The 18,310-nt window shown below is 72.4% G+C and carries 16 protein-coding genes; 5 read left to right on the top strand and 11 right to left on the bottom strand.

What is annotated here, in order from left to right; all coding sequences use genetic code 11:
• The first annotated feature begins 145 nt into the window (after positions 1-145).
• Positions 146-766 (top strand): glutathione S-transferase family protein, encoded by a 621-nt coding sequence (locus NJ376_RS12460; RefSeq protein ID WP_252953587.1) that lies wholly within the window; start codon positions 146-148, stop codon positions 764-766.
• Between the two features lie 64 nt (positions 767-830).
• On the opposite strand, the gene NJ376_RS12455 is transcribed toward NJ376_RS12460, so the two are convergent.
• From NJ376_RS12455 to NJ376_RS12435, 5 genes are all read right to left on the bottom strand, one after another.
• Positions 831-1,196 (bottom strand): nuclear transport factor 2 family protein, encoded by a 366-nt coding sequence (locus NJ376_RS12455; protein ID WP_252953586.1) that lies wholly within the window; start codon positions 1,194-1,196, stop codon positions 831-833.
• A 90-nt stretch (positions 1,197-1,286) separates the two neighbouring features.
• The gene (locus tag NJ376_RS12450; RefSeq protein ID WP_252953585.1) at positions 1,287-2,795 is read right to left on the bottom strand and encodes an amidohydrolase family protein; all 1,509 of its coding nucleotides are present in this window, start codon (positions 2,793-2,795) and stop codon (positions 1,287-1,289) included.
• A gap of 181 nt (positions 2,796-2,976) precedes the next feature.
• Positions 2,977-3,201: a hypothetical protein gene (locus tag NJ376_RS12445; RefSeq protein WP_252953584.1), complete on the bottom strand. Its 225-nt coding sequence runs from the start codon at positions 3,199-3,201 to the stop codon at positions 2,977-2,979.
• 334 nt (positions 3,202-3,535) lie between these two features.
• Positions 3,536-6,118: a protein translocase subunit SecD gene (gene secD / locus NJ376_RS12440; RefSeq protein WP_252953583.1), complete on the bottom strand. Its 2,583-nt coding sequence runs from the start codon at positions 6,116-6,118 to the stop codon at positions 3,536-3,538.
• Between the two features lie 250 nt (positions 6,119-6,368).
• Complete coding sequence (locus NJ376_RS12435; RefSeq protein WP_252953582.1) at positions 6,369-6,578, bottom strand: hypothetical protein; 210 nt, start codon at positions 6,576-6,578, stop codon at positions 6,369-6,371.
• A gap of 148 nt (positions 6,579-6,726) precedes the next feature.
• Here NJ376_RS12435 and NJ376_RS12430 point away from each other — a divergent pair, with 148 nt between their 5' ends.
• The 3 genes from NJ376_RS12430 (at position 6,727) to NJ376_RS12420 (ending at position 9,380) form a co-directional block, all read left to right on the top strand.
• Positions 6,727-7,659 (top strand): Gfo/Idh/MocA family protein, encoded by a 933-nt coding sequence (locus NJ376_RS12430; RefSeq protein WP_252953581.1) that lies wholly within the window; start codon positions 6,727-6,729, stop codon positions 7,657-7,659.
• Between the two features lie 448 nt (positions 7,660-8,107).
• The gene (locus NJ376_RS12425; protein ID WP_252953580.1) at positions 8,108-8,578 is read left to right on the top strand and encodes a MarR family winged helix-turn-helix transcriptional regulator; all 471 of its coding nucleotides are present in this window, start codon (positions 8,108-8,110) and stop codon (positions 8,576-8,578) included.
• A complete protein-coding gene (locus NJ376_RS12420; RefSeq protein WP_252953579.1) occupies positions 8,571-9,380 on the top strand; it encodes an SDR family NAD(P)-dependent oxidoreductase in 810 nt (269 codons plus the stop codon). The genes NJ376_RS12425 and NJ376_RS12420 overlap by 8 nt, the downstream gene beginning before the upstream one ends.
• A 314-nt stretch (positions 9,381-9,694) precedes the next feature.
• On the opposite strand, the gene lpxB is transcribed toward NJ376_RS12420, so the two are convergent.
• From lpxB to NJ376_RS28985, 6 genes are all read right to left on the bottom strand, one after another.
• Positions 9,695-10,801, bottom strand: a complete 1,107-nt coding sequence (lpxB, locus tag NJ376_RS12415) for a lipid-A-disaccharide synthase (protein ID WP_252953617.1) — start codon at positions 10,799-10,801, stop codon at positions 9,695-9,697.
• A 229-nt stretch (positions 10,802-11,030) separates the two neighbouring features.
• On the bottom strand, positions 11,031-11,909 hold the full coding sequence (locus tag NJ376_RS12410) for a carbon-nitrogen hydrolase family protein (RefSeq protein ID WP_252953578.1): 879 nt from the start codon (positions 11,907-11,909) through the stop codon (positions 11,031-11,033).
• Positions 11,906-12,505: a GNAT family N-acetyltransferase gene (locus NJ376_RS12405; RefSeq protein WP_252953577.1), complete on the bottom strand. Its 600-nt coding sequence runs from the start codon at positions 12,503-12,505 to the stop codon at positions 11,906-11,908. Before NJ376_RS12405 ends, NJ376_RS12410 begins: the two co-directional genes overlap by 4 nt.
• 376 nt (positions 12,506-12,881) lie before the next feature.
• Complete coding sequence (locus tag NJ376_RS12400; protein WP_252953576.1) at positions 12,882-13,700, bottom strand: MBL fold metallo-hydrolase; 819 nt, start codon at positions 13,698-13,700, stop codon at positions 12,882-12,884.
• On the bottom strand, positions 13,700-14,440 hold the full coding sequence (locus NJ376_RS12395; protein WP_252953575.1) for a DsbA family protein: 741 nt from the start codon (positions 14,438-14,440) through the stop codon (positions 13,700-13,702). Before NJ376_RS12395 ends, NJ376_RS12400 begins: the two co-directional genes overlap by 1 nt.
• A complete protein-coding gene (locus NJ376_RS28985; RefSeq protein WP_305879979.1) occupies positions 14,437-15,867 on the bottom strand; it encodes a M48 family metalloprotease in 1,431 nt (476 codons plus the stop codon). Before NJ376_RS28985 ends, NJ376_RS12395 begins: the two co-directional genes overlap by 4 nt.
• Between NJ376_RS28985 and NJ376_RS12380 the strand changes: the two genes are divergently transcribed.
• Positions 15,866-17,326: a gamma-glutamyltransferase gene (locus NJ376_RS12380; protein ID WP_252953574.1), complete on the top strand. Its 1,461-nt coding sequence runs from the start codon at positions 15,866-15,868 to the stop codon at positions 17,324-17,326. The genes NJ376_RS28985 and NJ376_RS12380 overlap by 2 nt on opposite strands.
• The last annotated feature ends 984 nt before the right edge of the window (positions 17,327-18,310 follow it).

The raw sequence follows: 18,310 nt of genomic DNA, 5'->3' as shown, positions 1-18,310 counted from the left end.
CAAGGTCCCGGAGTGAGGCCGCTTGCCTAGCCAGCGCCGTGCCACCGGGCGGCCTTGCCGGCGGAGGAACGCTCTCTTCCACCCTGCCACGCTACAAGCCGCCAGGCGCGCACCCTAGCCTTCCGTCGCCTCGATGGAGACGACCATGACCGCCCCGAGCATCACCCTGCACGGCACCCCCTATTCCGGCCATGTGCATCGCGTTGCCCTGCTGCTGCGCATGCTCGGCCTGGAGTACCGCTTCGTGGAGGCGCCGGGGCCGGTGCGGCAGAGCGCGGCATTCCGCGCGCTGAACCCGCTCGGCCAGATCCCGGTGCTGGAGATCGACGGGGCAGTGCTGGCGGATTCCAACGCCATCCTGGTCTATCTGGCGAAGCACTTCGATGCTGGCGGCACCTGGCTGCCGGAGACGCCGGAAGGCGCGGCCGCGGTGCAGCGCTTCCTCTCCCTCGCGGCCGGAGAGCTGGCCTTCGGCCCCGCCATCGCCCGCGCCGTGGCGCAATGGCAGATGGCCGGCGTGCCGGCGGAGGCGCGGCGGGTGGCGGACAAGCTCCTCGCCTTCCTGGAGCCGCATCTGGCGGGGCGGGAATTCCTCGCCGCCCCGCACCCGACCATCGCCGACCTCGCCTGCTACTCCTACCTGGCGCATGCGCCGGAGGGCGGCATTTCCCTGGACCCCTACCCGGCGCTGCGCGCCTGGCTGGCGCGGATGGAGGCGCTGCCGGGCTTCTTCCCGATGCCGCGCCTGCCCCTGCCAGCAGCCTAAAGCATTCGCTTGCAGAGCAGATTCACGCCTGCGGGCGATGCCGCCCTGCGGCGATCTGCTCCGGTCAGCCCATGTGGAAGAGGAAGCGCTCCTCCACGATCTTCCCGTCCCTGACGGTGTAGAGGCCGATCTCCTCCACCTGCATGCGCTGGCCGCTGGCCTTGGCCGTGAGGTCCATCAGGAAGCGCACGGCGAATTGGTCGCCATTCACATAGGGGCCATGCGCTTCGGTGGCATGGATGGTGTGGTTCGCATACCACCATTCGCCCTTGGCCTTCACCGCGGCCCGGCCATGCAGCACGGCCATCTCGCCCTCCATGGGCTCGACGCTGACAATGTCGTCGGACCAGAAGCGCTCCCCGGCAGCGTCGAATTCGCCCTGCTGGCAGAGCTTCACGAATTCCGCGGCAATTTCGGCAGTGGCTTGCATGGCAGCATCTCCTACGGCGCGGCGGGCGCCGTGGAGAACGTATAAAGAACCTTTACCGGCTTCAAGCCGGTGTTTCGTGACGTTCCCGCGTCAGGCCGGCGCGTCGCAGAGGTAGCGCTTCAGGTGATAGGGCTGCGCTGCGATGGCGGGGCAGAAGCTGCCGACGATCGGCTCCAGCTTCCGGTAGAGGTCGCGCCATTCGGCATTCAGCGCCTCCAGCCTTGCCCGCGCCGCCTCCGCCTCCCGCGCCAGCTTCGCCAGGTCGATCATGGTGTGGCGGCCATCCCTGAAGACGAAGGTCCCACCCGTCATCACATGGCGCACGCCATTGCCGTCCTCGGTATGGACGATCTGGTTGGTGGACCAGTGATGCGGGATCCAGTTGATGCTGCCGAGGTCGAGGAAGACGATATCCGCCTTGTAGCCTGGCGCCAGCAGGCCAAGGTCCTTGAAACCCAGCGCCTTGGCCGAACCCAGCGTTGCCGCGCGATAGACCTCGTCGCTGGTCGCCCAGCAGCGCGGATCGGGCGTCTGCACCTTGGAGAGCATGGAGGCGTAGCGCATCGCCTCATACATGTTCTGGTTGTCGGCGCAGGTGGCGCCATCCGTGCCGATGCCCACATTGCAGCCGGCATCCAGCGCCTGGCGCAGCCGGAACATGCCATTGCCGAGGCGCATGTTGGAGCCCGGGTTGTGCGCCATGGAGGCGCCATGGTCGGCCATGCGCCTGAAGTCGTCATCGTCCAGCCAGACGGCATGGGCGGCGGTGAAATTCGGGCCGAGCAGGCCGAGCCCGTCCATATGCGCGATCAGCGTCTTGCCGTATGTCTTGCGGCCGACCACCGCCTGCACCTTGCTCTCGCCGACATGGGAATGCAGGCCGATGCCATGCTCCTTCGCCAGCCGGGCGCAGCCGCACATGAACGCATCGGCGCAATGCAGCGGGATGGTGGGCGCGACGGCGGGCAGGATGTCCTCCCCCGCCCAGCGCCAGTTCTTCAAGATGGCCTCGATGGCCGCAAGCGTCTGCTGCCAGGGCAGCAGCTTCAGCCGGTCCACGGGCTTCTGCAGCGCCTCGGGCAGCGCCTCGTAAAGGCCGGGGATCGCCTCGTAGAAGCTGCGGTCCGCGACCATCGGCGCGATCACTGCGCGCATCCCCGCCTCGGCATAGGCTTCCGCCGCGGCGGCGAAGCCCTCCTGCGTCGGCAGGGGAAATTCGTAGTAGAGATCGTAGGCCGCGGTGCAGCCCTTGGCGATCATCTCCGCGGCGCAGATCAGGGTGGAGAGCTTCTTGTCCTCCGTGGTGCGGCTGCCGCCGATCCAGGGGGCGGTGGCCAGCAGCAGCTCCAGCGTCACCTTGTCGAGCTGCCCCTTGCCGAGGCCGGTATGGCCATGGGTGTGGGCGTTGATCAGGCCGGGATGCAGCAGCATGCCGCTCGCATCCACCTCCGTGGTGCCCTCCGGCGCCTCCAGGTTCGGGCCGACGGCGCGGATGATGCCATCCTCGATCAGGATATCGGCCGGCGTGCCGCGGCGGGCGGCGGTTTCGGCGAGCAGCCCACCCGTGATGTGGGTGAAGCCCTTGGCGGCTTTGGCCATGTTCGTCTCCTCAGAGGGCGGGGTTGGGCGTCTCGACGCCGCTGGACCGGGGAAAGAGCAGGCGCTCGGCGAGTGAGACCGCCCGGAACACCAGGATGCCCATCGGCACCGACGAATTCCGCCACCGCCGCCTTCGGCCCGGTGAAGACGAAGGGGATGGCGAAGGGCAGGCGGATCCGGGTCAACTCCCCGCGGCGACCGGCGCGTCCTGCCGCGACCGCGCCGCAAGCATCGTGCCGAGATCGGCGACGCTGAATTGCGGGACATCGACGACATAGGCCGTGTGCTCGCCGGTGGGGATCCAGTCGAGCTGGACCAGGGCACGGTCAGGTGCAGGCCCTTCGGCCCGGGCGGCAAGGGCGAGCGCGAGGGCGCAGACACCGGCCGCGATGGTCCTGAAACCCATCGACGTCTCCAATCCGTTGTCCGGTGCCAGCGGCCTTCCCGGTGCGGATGGAACGCGAAATGCCGGCGCGGCGCAAGGCCGGGCGCGGGCCGCGAGTCTTCGATCTTCAGGACACGACACCGGCAGCGTCACCGAATGCTGCGTCTGGCGCGCCCCCTGCGCGCCCAGGCGGTGTCGAAGGCGCTTCAGGACGCCTTCGCGGCAGGGGGGACGGCAGGCTGAACCGGACCGCCCATGCCCGCCGTGCCTTTGCCGGGGCGGGCTGTGCGCAGCCTCCGGCGAACAGCGCCACCGGGGGGGGGCCATGGCGTCGCGCAGCAACGCCATGGGGAAATCAAACGCCCGCCGGCGCCCCCACCTTGCCGCTGGCCGCCCGCCCGGCCTCGCCCCGCCGCAGCCGCCCCTCGCCGCTGTACAGCACGATGGGCGCCGCGATGAAAACGGAGGAGGAGGCGCTGACCACGATGCCGAACAGCATGACCCAGGCGAACCCCGCCAGCGTGTCCCCGCCGAAGATCGCCAGCGGCAGGGCCGAGAGCAGCAGCGTCATCGACGTGCCGAGCGAGCGGTTCAGCGTCTCGTTGATCGATTGATCGACGAGCTGCCGCAGCGGCATCTGCTTGTACTTCCGCAGGTTCTCCCGCATCCGGTCGAACACCACCACCTTGTCGTTGGCCGAGAAGCCGACGACCGTCAGGATGGCGGCCACGGTGGTCAGGTTGAACTCCACCCCGAACAGCACCATGAAGCCGACGGTCTTGGTGGTGTCGAGGATCAGCGTCACGATCGCCGCGATGGCGAACTGCCACTCGAACCGGAACCAAATATAGACCAGCATCGCCAGCAGGCTGATGCCGAGCGCGATCATGCCGCCGATGAACAGCTCGTCGGAGACGCGGTTGCCCACCGCCTCCACCCGCAGCAGCCGCGTGCCCGGCGCCACCTGCTCCAGCGCCCCGCGCACCGCGTTCACCGCCTGCTGAGTGCCTGCCTCGTCGCCCTGCACCGGCAGCCGCACCAGCACCGTGTCCGGGCTGCCGAATTCCTGCACGCCGACATCGCCGAGGTTGAGGCCGGAGACGGTGCTGCGGATCTGCGCCAGGTTGGCCGCCTCCGGCGTCCGCACCTCCATCACGATGCCGCCCTTGAAGTCGATGCCCTTGTCCAGCCCCGGATAGAAGGCGCCGATGAGGGAGGCGGTGGAGAGCAGCGCCGAGACCATCAGCCCCGCCCGCGCGCCCTTCATGAAGGGGATCTTCGTCACATCCGGCACCAGCCGGAACATCGGCCGCGCCAGCCGGCCCAGCAGCCCGCGGCCGCGGCCCAGCACCGGCAGCTCCTTCGGCCGCTTCGCCCGGTACCACCAGGAGACCATGAGGCGCACGAGGGTCGTCGCCGTCCACATCTGCACCACGGTACCGATCGCGACCGTCACGGCGAAGCCCTTCACCGGCCCGCTGCCGAAGGCATAGAGGCAGCCCATGGCGATCAGGTTCGTCAGGTTCGAATCCATGATGGTGCCGGAGGCCTTGGTGAAGCCGGCCTCCAGCGCACTCAGCGCCGGGCGGCCGTTCTTCACCTCCTCCCGGATGCGCTCATTGATCAGGATGTTCGCATCCAGCGCGGTGCCGAGGGTCAGCACGATGCCGGCGATGCCCGGCAGGGTCAGCGTTGCCTCCAGCAGGGAGAGCGCCGCGATCATCATGATGATGTTGAAGACCAGGGCGATATCGGCCAGCCAGCCGAACAGCCCATAGGCCAGGCCCATATAGAGGAAGACGAAAAGGGCGCCGGCCGCCAGGGACAGCACGCCGGCGCGGATGGCATCCGCCCCCAGCTCCGGCCCCACCGTCCGCTCCTCCACCACCGTCAGCGGCGCCGGCAGGGCGCCGGCGCGCAGCAGCACGGCCAGCTCGTTCGCCGTGCGGGCGGTGAAGCTGCCGCTGATCTGGCCGCGGCCGCCGGTGATCGGCTCCCGGATATTGGGCGCGGTGATCACCTTCTCATCCAGCACGATGGCGAAGGGGCGGCCGACATTCTGCCGCGTCACCTCGGCGAAGCGGCGGGTGCCGACGGAATCGAAGGTGAAATTCACCACCCATTCACCGTTGCGGCTGTCCTGCCCGGCGCGGGCATCGGTCAGGTTGGCGCCGTCCACCTCGACGCGCCGGCGCACCGCGAAGCGCTCCGGCTGCCCCGGCACCGGGCGTTCCGCCGGCAGGAACATCACCCCGGGCGGCGGGGTGGGGCTCAGCGGGTTCGCGCTCTCATCCAGCAGGTGGAAGGTCATGCGGGCGGTCTTGCCCAGCAGGTCCTTGATCCGGCCGGGATCCTCGACGCCCGGGAGCTGCACCAGGATGCGGCTCTGCCCCTGGCGGGCGATCAGCGCCTCGGCGACGCCGGTCTCGTCGATCCGCCGCCGGACGATCTCGATGGACTGCTCCACCGCGCCGCTTGCCTTGGCGCGCAGCCCGGCCTCGGTCAGGGTCGCCGTCACCGTGCCGTCGGGCGCGGTTGTCACCTCGATATCCGGAACGCTGGTGCCGGTGCTGGCGGTGATCTGGTTCGCCTGCTCCGGCATCACCCCGGCGGCGGCGGCGGCCTGCCCCGCCTCCCGCACCCGGAAGCTGACGCGACGGTTGGCCGGGTCGGCCGCCAGGTTCACATAGCCGATATTCTGCTGCCGCAGCCTTGTGCGGGCGGCATCGGCCAGGCTTTCCAGCCTTTCCCGCACCACCGCGTTCAGATCGACCTCGAGCAGCAGGTAGGAGCCGCCGCGGAGGTCGAGGCCGAGGGAGAATTGCCGGGCCCAGCCCGGCAGCTCGGCGCGGGGGAAGAAATTCGGCACGCAGAGCAGGCTGCTGACCAGCAGCACCGCCAGGATGGCGAGGGTCTTCCAACGCGAAAAGAACATCATGAGGGCGGGCTTCACCTTTCCGGGTGCGGCACCGGGTGGCGGCACCCTGGCCGCCCGGTTAGCGGTGGGGGGGCAGGGATGCAAGCTTTGGCCCCGGCCGGCGGGCCTGCGGCGAGGGGGCCGGGAAACCCCTGGCCCTGCCGCCCCGCATTTCGTCCGGGTCAGCCCCGGTGGAGCGGCGGCCTCGCCGGCCGGCTGAGCCCCGGCCATGGCGATGCGGAACGCCCGGGCTCCGCGCCTTCCGGCTGTGTCAGCCCGCCGCCTCGGCCGGTTCCGCCGCCGCGGCCGGGACGGAGGGCGGGCCCCAGGCGCCGCCCCCGGTCAGCCAATGGTAGAAGCCGGCATACTGCTCCGGCACGGCCTGGGGCGGCGCCGCTCCGGTCCGGGGCTGCTCGGCGGCTCTGATGTCGCGCAGGCGGGCGGCGATGGCGGCGAAATCCTCGGCAATGGGCAGGGTCACGACTCAATCCCTGGGGTTGTGTGGAAACGAAACCATATCCTCTTGCAGGATCATTCCCCATTCCTTGCCGGGCGGCGCCGCGTGCCGGGCGGATGACGCGCCGCCCCCGCTGGTCTAGAGGCCCCTGCGGTTTCGCAGGATGCTCTCCATGGCACTTCGTATCGGCGTCATCGGCACCGGGCATTTCGGGCGCTTCCATGCCCAGAAGCTGGCGGCCCGCGGCTGCCTGATCGGCCTGCATGACGAGAATGCCGCCCGCGCCGCGCGGATCGCGGAGGAGGTGGGGACCACCGCCATGGACCCCACCGCCCTGATCGATGCCGCGGATGCGGTGGTGGTGGCCGTGCCCACCGCCTGGCACTATCAGCACGCCATCGCCGCCATCGCCGCCGGCCGCCACGTCTTCATCGAGAAGCCGATCGCCGCCAGCCTGACGGAGGCCCAGGACCTGGTCGATGCCGCCGCCGCCCGCGGCGTCGTCCTTCAGGTTGGGCATATCGAGCGCTATTCGGCCGCCATCCGCACGCTCCACGCCAGCGGGGCGGGGGAGGGGGCGCTGGCCTTCGAGGCGACCCGCGTCGCCCCCTTCCGGCCGCGCAGCCTCGATGTCTCCGTGGTGCTGGACCTGATGATCCATGACCTGGACCTGGTGCTGTCCCTGGCCGCCTCGCCCCTGGCGGAGGTGCGGGCGGTGGGCCGCCGGGTGATGTCGCCGCATCCGGATTTCGCCGTCGCCCAGCTGCGGTTCGAGAGCGGCGCGGCGGCGACGGTGACCGCCAGCCGCATCAGCGTGGGGCTGGAGCGGCGGCTGCGGGTGCTGGGGCCGGTCGGGGAGACGCGGGTGGACTTCCTCGCCCGCAGCCTGGAGCGGCTGCGGCCCGGCGGGGCGGAGCCGGTGCCGACCATGCCCGGCTGGGGCATCGATCGCGCCACCTGGGAGGAGCATGACAGTCTGGAGGCGGAGCACGCCGCCTTCCTCGCCAGCATCGAGACCGGCGCGCCGGTGGAGGCGAATGGCGAGGTGGCCATCGCCGCCCTGCATGCCGCGTTGCGGGTGGAAGCGGCGATGCGCCAAGGCTGAGGGGGGGCTCGCTCTCCGTTTTGCGGAGGAGGGGCGCCCTGCCCAGGGCGGTGCCGCCCGGCCGCGCTCCTGGCGCGGGACTGGCCGGGCTTCGCGCACCCTCTCGTTCCAATTAGGTGTTGATCGCGTGATCGACGGTTCGGTCGATCCGCCTCGACCGGTCATGCTCCAGGTCTTGCGGGAGAGAGAAGGGGATGGGGCGGCCTGCCCTTGGCTCGGGGGCTGCCCGGTCCCTGGGTATCGGCCGTTACCCCGGTTCCGCCGAGGGGCTCAACCTGCTCGCCCTCCGGACCGCCGGCGCTGCACGGCGTCGGCCGCTTGCCGCTGTAACCGGCATCGGCGGGCGCCCCTCCGTATGGCTTGCCGCCGGCGACCCGGCCCTGCGCCGCCGCTTGCAAACTTGGCTTTCTGCTCATAAAGTTGTACCATACAACCATATTCCCGCTCTATGCCCGAGGCCCTGCCGCCCGACCCCCGCATCCCGCCTATCCGCGACGCCTCCCGCCGGCTGGTGCGGGAGCTGGGCTTCCTGCGGCCCACCCTGGCGGGCACGGAGCTTCCCGCCTCCGCCGTGCATGCGCTGGTGGAGATCGGCCGCGCCGGTCCCCTCCGCGCCGCCGAGCTGGCGGAGCGCCTGGTGCTGGAGAAATCCAGCATCAGCCGGATGCTGGCCAAGCTGGTCGCTTCCGGGGAGCTGGCGGAGACGCCGAGCCCCGAGGATGGCCGCGCCAAGCTGCTCTCCCTGACGCAACGGGGCCGGGCGACCCTCGCCCGCATCGACGCCTTCGCCGAGGCGCAGGTGGCCGCCGCGCTCCGCCGCATGCCGCCGGCCGCCGCCGCAAGCCTCGCCGAAGGGCTGGCCGCCTATGCCGCGGCGCTCGCCGCCTGCCGCCGGGAGAGGGAGAAAGAGGATGGATGAGGCCGAGCTGATCGCCCTGGCCGGGCCGCGCCCCGCCCTGCCGCCCGCCGGCCGGCTGCGCGGGAAGGTCTGCCTCGTCACCGGCGCCACCAGCGGCATCGGCCGCGCCACCGCGCTGCGCATGGCAGGGGAGGGCGCCCGGGCCGTGGTGCTGGGCGGCCGCCGCCAGGCGCTGGGCGAGGCCGTGGCCGCCGAGATCGCCGCCCTCAGCGCCGAGCCCCTCTTCCTCGCCGGCGACGTGACGCGGGAGGCGGATGCGGCGGCGCTGGTCGCTGCCACCCTCGGGCGGTTCGGCCGGCTGGACTGCGCCTTCAACAATGCCGGCTTCCAGGAACGCCGCGCCCCGGTCGCGGCGCAGAGCGACGCCACCTATGCCCAGGTCTTCGACGCCAATGTGCGCTCGCTCTGCCACGCGCTGCGGCACCAGGTGCCGGCGCTGCTGGCAGGGGGCGGCGGGGCCATGGTGGTGAACACCAGCGTCAGCGGGCTGCGCAACCCGAATCCCGGGCTGGCGCTCTATGCCGCCTCCAAGGCCGCCGCCATTGCCCTGATGCGCGCGGCGGCGATGGAGAATGCGCCGCAGGGGCTGCGCATCAACGCCGTGGCGCCGGGGCGGGTGGTGACGGAGATGATGCTGGCCTCCGGCATCGCCGATATGCGCCAGGTGGCGGCCGGGCTGCCGCTGCGCCGCATGGGCCATCCGGAGGAGGTGGCCGCCGCCGTCTGCTGGCTGCTCTCGGCCGAGGCCAGCTTCGTGGTCGGCCATGTGCTGTGTACGGATGGCGGCTTCCTGGCCGGCTGAGAGCCCGTCCAGACGGATCTGCGGCGCGGCTTGGCCGGACTTGCTCCCTGAGGGTATCGGCTGCGTTGCCGCGGCCAGGGTGCCGAATCCCGTACCAGCCCGACGACCTCGTTAAGACAGGCTCCAGCTCTGGCTCAGTCGGCCGATGGCGCGGCCTTACGCCTTCGCCGCCCGGGGGGGGGAAGGGTTTCTCGCCGCATGACCGGCGCGGTATGGCGCCGCCAGTGGCTCATACCGGCCGTGCTGACGGCATGTCCTTGAGTCTGGCGCGCAGCCGCCACACCAACCCTGCGCGCGATCCCCTGTTCGGAACGTCAGGATTTCCCGAGCCGGGCATCAATCCCTCCGAGCGCCGCCACCACCGCCGCCGCGGCCGCCTCGCTGGGCAGCCCCTCCGGCGGCCGCAGCTTTGCCACCACCTCGGCGAAGCCCTCGTGCTGCGCCGCCACTGCCGCCGGGTCCCGCAGCAGGGGCAGCAGGGCGGCGGCCAGGGCCTCCGGCGTGCACCCCTCCTGCAGCTTCTCCGGCACCACCTCCCGCTCCGCCAGCAGGTTCACCAGGGAGGCGAAGCGTACCTTGATCAGCCGCCGGACGATGGCGGCCGTCACCGGGTTCACCCGGTAGCCGATCACATGCGGCACGCCGGCCACCGCCATCTCCAGGCTGGAGGTGCCCGATTTGATCAGCCCCGCCGCCGCCGCCGCATAGGCATCCTGCTTCGCCGCCTGGCTCCGCACCAGGATGGGGCGCACGGGCCAGGATGCGGTGCCCTGCCGCACCGCCTCCTCCACCGGGCCGGCGAGGGCCACCACCGGCCGCAGCCCGGGCTCCGCCGCCAGCAGGCGCTGCACCGCCGCGCCGAAGACGGGCAGCAGCCGCGCCACCTCGCCGCGGCGGCTGCCGGGCATCACCAGCAGCACCTGCTCCGCCGGGCCGAGCCCATGCGCCGCCCGGAAGCGCGCCGCGTCGCCCCGGTCGGCGCCGCTTTCCAGCACCGGATGGCCGACGAAGCTCACCTTGATCCCGGCGGCCTCGAAGAAGGGCGGCTCGAAGGGCAGCAGGGCCAGCAGCCGGTCCACCCGCTGGGCGATCTTCTTCACTCGCCCCGGCCGCCAGGCCCAGAGCTGCGGCGCCACGTAATGCACCACCCGGATGCCGCGGGGCCGCAGGCGGGCGGCGATGCGGAGGGTGAAGCTCGGCGCGTCGATGGTGACCAGCACGGCAGGCTGCCGGGCGAGGATATCCGCCTCCACCTCATCCAGCCGGCGAAGCAGCCGCCGCAGATTGGGCACCACCTCGATGAGCCCCATCAGGGAGAGCTCCCGCATGGGGAAGAGGCTCGTGAGCCCCTCGGCCGCCATGCGCTCCCCGCCGATGCCGGCGAAGGTGACGCCGGGGAGGCGGCGCTTCAGCGCGGCCATGAGGCGGCCGCCGAGGAGGTCGCCGGAGGCTTCGCCGGCGAGGAGGTAGACTAACAACGCGGTGTCGAGGGAGGGCGCTGCCCTCCCCCGAACCCCCACCTGCCAAGGGCCGAAAGGCCCTTGGAACCCTTGAGTCGGCAGGTTGAACCGACGCGCCCAAACTCATGGTTTCCAAAGGCCCTTCGGCCTTTGGCGGAGGGAGCTCGAGGGAGGCAGAGCCTCCCTCGACTCATTGGAACACCCCCAGACCCGGCGCCGCCACCGGCGCCTGCGGCCAGTCCCGGTGGTTCAGCACCGCCCCGTCCCGCCGCACCGCCTCGATCTTGGCCGGGTCCAGCGTGGCGTACACCCAGCCCGGCATGTCCAGCGCCCCGCGCGCCAGCACCCCGTCCTCCGGGAACCCCCGGTCGATCGGCCCGAATACCGCGGCGAAGCCGCGATTGGCATCCAGCGCCGCCGACCACGGGGCATCGCCCACCGTCGGCGCCACGGCGACGAAGCACTGGTTCTCCAGCGCCCGCGCCTGCGCCGCGAAGCGCACGCGGTTGAAGCCATGCATGGTGTCGGTGCAACTCGGCACCAGCACGAGCCAGGCGCCGGCTTCCACCTGCGCCCGCACATGCTTCGGGAATTCCGCGTCGTAGCAGATGGAGATCCCGATCCGGCCCCAGGGCGTCTCGAACACCGCCGGCCCCGCGCCGGCGGAGACCCCCCAGCGCTCCCGCTCGAAGCGCGTCATCGCCATCTTGTCCTGGAAGGCCAGCCGCCCGTCGGGCGCGATCAGCGGCGCCCGGTTCACCACGAGCTCGCCCGCCGCCATGGGCAGGCTGCCCGGCAGCAGCCACACGCCATGCCGCCGCGCGACGCCGCGCATCGCTTCCAGCAGCGCCGGCGCCACCGCCACCATGGCGCGCAGCTCCGCCGCCTCATCCGCCACTTGGCCGGAGAGCTCGGTGCCCAGCTCCACGCAGGCATATTCCGGCATCAGCAGCAGATCGGCCCGCGGCGCCGCCTCCGCCACCAGCGCGTCGAGCTTCGCCGCAAAGGCCGCGACATCCCGCGTGCGCTCCACCCGCCAGGCGAGGCTGGCCAGCCGCAGCGCGCTCATGCCAGGTCCTTCACCCAGAAGCCGAGGCTGTGCGGCGTCTCCCGGTCATCCCCCGGCTCCTTCCAGTGGAAGATGCAGGAGATGTCCGGCCGCGGCGTATAGCCGCGCTTCCGCCAGAACCCGTCCAGCGGCACGTAGCCGGCGGGCTTGCGCGGGTCGTTCCCGTTGCGCACCACGGCGCAGAAGCAGGTGGCGGGCAGGCCCAGCGAGCGCGCATGTGCTTCCCGCGCCGCGAAGAAGCCGACGCCAGCCCCGCGGCCGCGATACTCCGGCAGCAGCACGCTCTCGCCGAAATAGCAGTAGCGCGCCGGGTCCAGCCCGCGCCGCAGGAAGGCGTCGCGCACCTCCGCATGGGTCTCCGCCATGGGCTGGCAGGTGGCCATGCCGACCGGCCGCTCGCCATCGAAGGCGATCACCGCCGCGGCGCCATCCCCCTTGGCATAGGAGGAAAGGTAGTCCTCCTCCGAGGCCGCGTCGCCGGCATAGAGGTAGGGCCATTCCGCGAAAACCGCGATGCGCAGCCCGGCCAGCGCCGGGAAGAGCGGCCGCAGGGCAGGGCCGGAGAGGGTTTCGAGGCGGAGCGGCGGGGCGGGCATGGGCCAGGGATAGGGGCGCGCCCCGCCCGGCGCAACGGCGGCCTCTGCCGCGGCCCCGATGGCCGTTGCCGGTGGTCCCGGCCCGCTCACAGCGCCGCGATGCAGCCGGGGATCGGGGAGGGCCCTTCGCCGCCAGGAATGCCTGCCGCACAGGCTGAGGGGCATCTCTCCCCGCCCCGTGGAGGGCGTCAGGGCTGGAGGTGCGGTGGAGCGGAGCGAAGCCGCATCGGCGCGATGGGTCGGTGGGCGGCATTGCGCGAAGGAAGCCGCGCAAAGGAAAATGGTGTCCCGCTCCTTGGCGGACCGCCGGGCATCGCCCGCGACGCCCGGCACCCACCGCCAGCCCGCCCCTCCCCATCAGCCGGGGAGCGACGGATCAGGGTTCCACCATCCCGCTCACCCAAGCGCAGTACCGCGCCGCACTCTTCGCCAGCGCCGCCTTCGCCCCTGCCACGATCTCCCGCTCCTGGAAGGCACCGTAGATCGCGTCGAATCCCAGCCCCTCGCAATAGGCTGCCATGCGCTGCACCTCCGCGGGCGGCAGCGGGATCAGGCAGGGGTAGCTGCGCATGAAGCCCAGATGCTTGCGGTCCGGCATCACCTGCAGGATGTCGCCGGAGAGCAGCGCCCCGCGCCCGCCCGCCCCAGCCTCCCAATGCGCGATCGTGCCCCCGGCGAAATGCCCGCCGAGGCGGTGCAGGGTCAGCCCCGGCAGTACCGGCTGGCGGTCGCCCTCCCAGAAGCGCAGGCAGGGATCCGGCCGCATCACATGCTGCCGGTCCGCCGCATGCAGCCAGACCGGCACGCCGAATTCCCGGCCCCACTCCACCATGGCGGAATAGTAGTGCGGATGGCTGATCGCCACGCCCGTCAGCCCGCCCAGCGCCCGGACCAGCGTGATCGTCGCCTCGTCCAGCAGGGCGATGCAGTCCCAGAGGAGATTCCCCTGCTGCGTCCGCACCAGCAGCGCCCGCTGATCGATGCCGACCGCCGGCACGCTGCGGATCGCCAGCAGCTCCGGCTCCAGCGCCCGCCAGGTATTCGCATGCCCGCCGCGCAGCCGTTCCAGCGTCGTCCATTGCTGGCCGCGCGCCGGGACATATTGCCGCTCATCCTCGCAGATCGGGCAGGCGGGCTGCGGCGCCGCGCTCTCGGCGAACTGGGTGGAACAGGTCTGGCAGAGGAAGAGCGGCATCAGCGGCGCGCCCGCGCCTCGTCCACCAGCCGCTCCAGCGTGGCGAGATCGACCGCCCCCGGCACCAGCCGCTCCCCGATCACCAGGGCCGGCGTGCCCTCGATGCGCAGCGCCATGGCGAGGCGGCCATTCCCTTCCAGCCGGCGCTGGATCTCGGGGTCTTCCATGTCCCGCCGGATCCGCGCCCAGTCGGCGCCCACCCGCTCCGCCTCCCGCCGCAGCACCGCCTCGGTCGGCTCCTCGCGCAGCCGCATCAGCGCATCCTGCAGCGCGGCGTACTTGCCCTGGGCCTGGGCGGCCAGCAGCGCCCGGCTGGCGCTGCGGCTGTTGGGGCCGAGGATCGGCAGATCCTTCAGCACCAGCCGCACATCCGGCTGGCGGCGCAGCAGCTCCTCCATCACCGGGTGGAGCTGCTTGCAGTAGCCGCAGCGGGCGTCGAAGAACTCCACCAGGGTGACGCTGCCCTGGGGGTTGCCCAGCACCGGGTCCCGCGGGTCCCGGAACAGCGCCGCGGCATTGGCCCGGACGGCGTTGCGCGCGGCGCCGTCCCGCGCCTCGTTCTCGGCCGCCTCCAGCGCGCCCAGCGCATCGCGCAGGATGCTCGGGTCGCGCCGCAGCGCCTCCCGCATGATGTCGACGATGGCGGCGCGCTGCTCGGGCGTGAAGGGCTGCGCGGTGGCCGGCCATGTGATGGCAAGGGGTGGGCAGGCCAGCATGGCCGCCAGCATCAGGCGTTTCATCGCGGCCTCCGGCGCATGGCGTCGTCCTGGTCTCGCTGTTCGCGGGTCAGGTTGTCGCGTTGCGCGGCGAAGCGCAAATCCTGGGCGCGCAACTTCAGGGCACCTGCGGGCAGCGCCTCCTCCGCCCGGCGGGCGAGGAAGCGGGCCCGGGGGTAATCCCCGTTCAGCATCGCCTCCTCCGCCAGCGCCAAGTCGGCCTCCGCGATCTGCCCCAGCCGGCCATGGGCGATGCCGAGCTGCCGCCAGGTGAAGGCGCTGTCCCGCTCGGCCCTGAGGCTCCACTCGAAGGCCGTCACCGCCTCGCGCAGCCGGGCCGGCCCGCCCGCCTCCAGCAACGCCCGGCCATAGAGGGTGCGCAGCAGCGGCTCGTTCGGCGCCAGCCGGACCGCCTCCCGTAGCGGCGGGATCGCCGCCTCCACCCGCCCGGCCTCGAACAGGATCTGCCCCTCCAGCTCGCGCAGCCAGGGGTTGCCCGGCTGCTCCTTGAGCAGCGGCGCCAGCAATTCCAGCGCATTATCCGCCCGGCCGGAACGGTACTGGGCGATCGCCCGGGCATAGCGGGCGGGGGCGGAGGCGTCGCTCTCGGGATAGCGCCGCCAGGTGGTCAGCGGCGGGTCGATGAAGCCGTCGAGCTTGGCGCGCACCATGCGGAAGGCCGGCTCGAATTCCGGCGGGAAGCCGGGACCGCTGGCCCCGGGGCGCCGGGCGACGACGGTGGCGACGAATTCCATCCGGTCGCGGGAGAGCGGGTGGGTGCGGAGATAGGGGTCCTGCCGCGCCACCGCCAGCGCCTCCTGCTCCCGCAGCCGGCCGAGCAGCTTCAGCATCCCCTCCGCCGGCCAGCCCAGCCGGGCGAGGTAGGTGGTGCCGGCCTGGTCGGCCGCCTGTTCCTGCGCCCGGGTGAAGGCGAAGAGTTCCTGCTGCGCCAGGGCCTGGCCGCCCAGGATGGCGGCGCCCGGGTTGCCGCCGACATTCCGGCCCCCGGCCACCGCGGCCGCCCCGCCCAGCAGCATGCCGGCGATGGAGCGGATCAGGGCGTTCCGCATCTCCTCCGGCAGCCGGGCGACATGGCCGCCGGCGATATGCCCGGTCTCATGCGCCAGCACTCCGACCAGCTCCCCCACCTCCCCGGATTGCTGGATCAGCCCGGTATGGACGAAGAGCCGGTTGCCAGTGGTGACGAAGGCGTTTATCGCCCGCGCCTGGATCAATGAGATCCGTACCAGGGCAGGATCGACGCCGGCGGTGCGGAACAGGGGGGTGGTCAGGGTGCGGAGCAGCTTCTCGACCTCCGCATCCCGGATCAGCACCGTATTCTCCGCCTGGGCGCCGGCGCGCCCCGGCAGCAGCCAGGGGGCCAGGAACGCCAGCATGAGGATCAGCGCCGAAGTCCAGCGTGCGGCGAAAGGGGAAAGCGCATTCCGCATGGCCGGCTATCTAGCGCGGGGGCTTCGGCGGCTGCCAGCGCTGCCGCTGCTGGGGGCGCTGCTCGCCCTGCCGGGTTGCGGGACGATCGGCAATCTCGGCCGGGACATCTTCGGCGGCGGCCCGGCGGAGGGCAGCCCGGGCTTCGTCCGCGGCTTCCTCGGCGGGGTGGCGGCGGAGGACCCGGCGGCGGCGCTGGCTGCGCGGCAGGTGCTCTCGGCCGGCGGCTCCGCCACGGATGCGGCGGTGGCGGCCGGCTTCACCATGGCGGTCACCCTGCCATCGCGCGTCGGCCTCGGCGGCGGCGGCGCCTGCCTGGTGTTCGACCCGCAGAAGGGCAGCACCGATGCCGTGATGTTCCTGCCCGGCGCCCGCCCGGCCTCGCCCCAGGCGGACCGCCCGGCGGCGGTGCCGCTGCTGGCCCGCGGCCTCTTCGCCCTGCACACCCGCAAGCCGGTCCGGCCCTTCGAGGAGCTGATGGCGGCGGCGGAGCAGACCGCCCGCTTCGGCACGGAGGTGAGCCGCGGCCTCGCCGCCGACCTCGCCGCCGTCTCCGGCCCCCTCTTCGCCGACCCCGGCGCCCGGGCGGTCTTCGCCCGGCCGGATGGGCGGCCGAAGGGCCAGGGCGAAGCGCTGCTGCAGCCGGAGCTGGCGGCAAGCCTCGGCCAGCTCCGCATCGCCGGCGTTGGCGACCTGCACCAGGGCGCGCTGGCGCGGCGGCTGGAGCAGGTCTCCGCCTCGGCCGGGGCCGGGCTGACCTATGAGATGCTGCGGGCGGCGCTGCCCGACCTGCTGCGGCCCTTCGAGCGGGAGAGCCGCGGCGGCGACCGCATCGCCTTCCTGCCGCCGCCGGCCGATGGCGGCGTGGCCGCAGCCGTGGCCTTCGAGGCGCTGCGCAACGGCGCCTCCTATGAGGCGGCGGCGGCCCAGGCCCTGGCGGTGGCCGGCACGCTGCGCCAGCAGGGCGGCGACCCGGCGGCGCTGGTGACGGCCCAGGGCTTGGCCCCCTGGCGCCCGGCGGCGCTGCCCGCCTCGGCCGGGCTGGTGGTGTTCGACCGCACCGGCACGGCGGTGACCTGCGCCTTCACCCTGAACAACCTGTTCGGCACCGGCCGCATGGCGCCGGGCATGGGCTTCCTGCTGGCCGCCGCGCCGGGGCTCGGCCAGGTGCAGCCGCCGCTGCTCTCGGCCGCCATCGCCTACAACCCGAATCTGCGGGCCTTCCGCATGGGCCTCGCGGGCTCCGGCCAGGAGGCGGCGCCGATGGCGGTGGGGGCCGTGGCGGCGCAGCACCTGCTGAACCGGATGCTGCCGGCGGCGGCGCTGGAGGCGATGCCGGCCGGGCCCGGCCGCACCCAGCTCGGGGCCTGCCTGAACTACCTGCCGGGCTATCCGGATCGCTGCGTGGCGCTGACGGATCCGCGCGGCAGCGGCGTGGCGCTGGGGGCGATCGACGACTGAACCGCTCCGCGGGAGGGCGGTCAGGGGGTGTCGCCGGGCCTGCCTCGACGACTGGGGCGGGGTGGCCGCGGCTGCCCTGTCCAGGGTGAGCGGTGCCGGACCCGCCTGCCGCCTCCGGCAGGCCAAGCGATGGCGTGATGGGCTCCGCCCGTTGGCGGCCGCCTCGCCACCTTGACGGGAGCGGCGGCCGGACCTGTTCCGCCTTCCGCCTTCCGCCTTCCGCCTTCCGCCTTCCGCCTTCCGCCTTCCGCCTTCCGCCTTCCGCCTTCCGCCTTCCGCCTTCCGCCTTCCGCCTTCCGCCTTCCGCCTTCCGCCTTCCGCCTTCCGCCTTCCGCCTTCCGCCTTCCGCCTTCCGCCTTCCGCCTTCCGCCTTCCGCCTTCCGCCTTCCGCCTTCCGCCTTCCGCCTTCCGCCTTCCGCCTTCCGCCTTCCGCCTTCCGCCTTCCGCCTTCCGCCTTCCGCCTTCCGCCTTCCGCCTTCCGCCTTCCGCCTTCCGCCTTCCGCCTTCCGCCTTCCGCCTTCCGCCTTCCGCCTTCCGCCTTCCGCCTTCCGCCTTCCGCCTTCCGCCTTCCGCCTTCCGCCTTCCGCCTTCCGCCTTCCGCCTTCCGCCTTCCGCCTTCCGCCTTCCGCCTTCCGCCTTCCGCCTTCCGCCTTCCGCCTTCCGCCTTCCGCCTTCCGCCTTCCGCCTTCCGCCTTCCGCCTTCCGCCTTCCGCCTTCCGCCTTCCGCCTTCCGCCTTCCGCCTTCCGCCTTCCGCCTTCCGCCTTCCGCCTTCCGCCTTCCGCCTTCCGCCTTCCGCCTTCCGCCTTCCGCCTTCCGCCTTCCGCCTTCCGCCTTCCGCCTTCCGCCTTCCGCCTTCCGCCTTCCGCCTTCCGCCTTCCGCCTTCCGCCTTCCGCCTTCCGCCTTCCGCCTTCCGCCTTCCGCCTTCCGCCTTCCGCCTTCCGCCTTTCGGGTCCGGCAGGCCGGGGAGGGGGTGACGGCGGGA

This window comes from Siccirubricoccus soli, assembly GCF_024178315.1.
Classification (GTDB): Bacteria; Pseudomonadota; Alphaproteobacteria; order Acetobacterales; family Acetobacteraceae; genus Siccirubricoccus; species Siccirubricoccus soli.
Note: the sequence above shows the minus strand (reverse complement) of the source record. Positions and strands in the feature narration are given on the sequence as shown.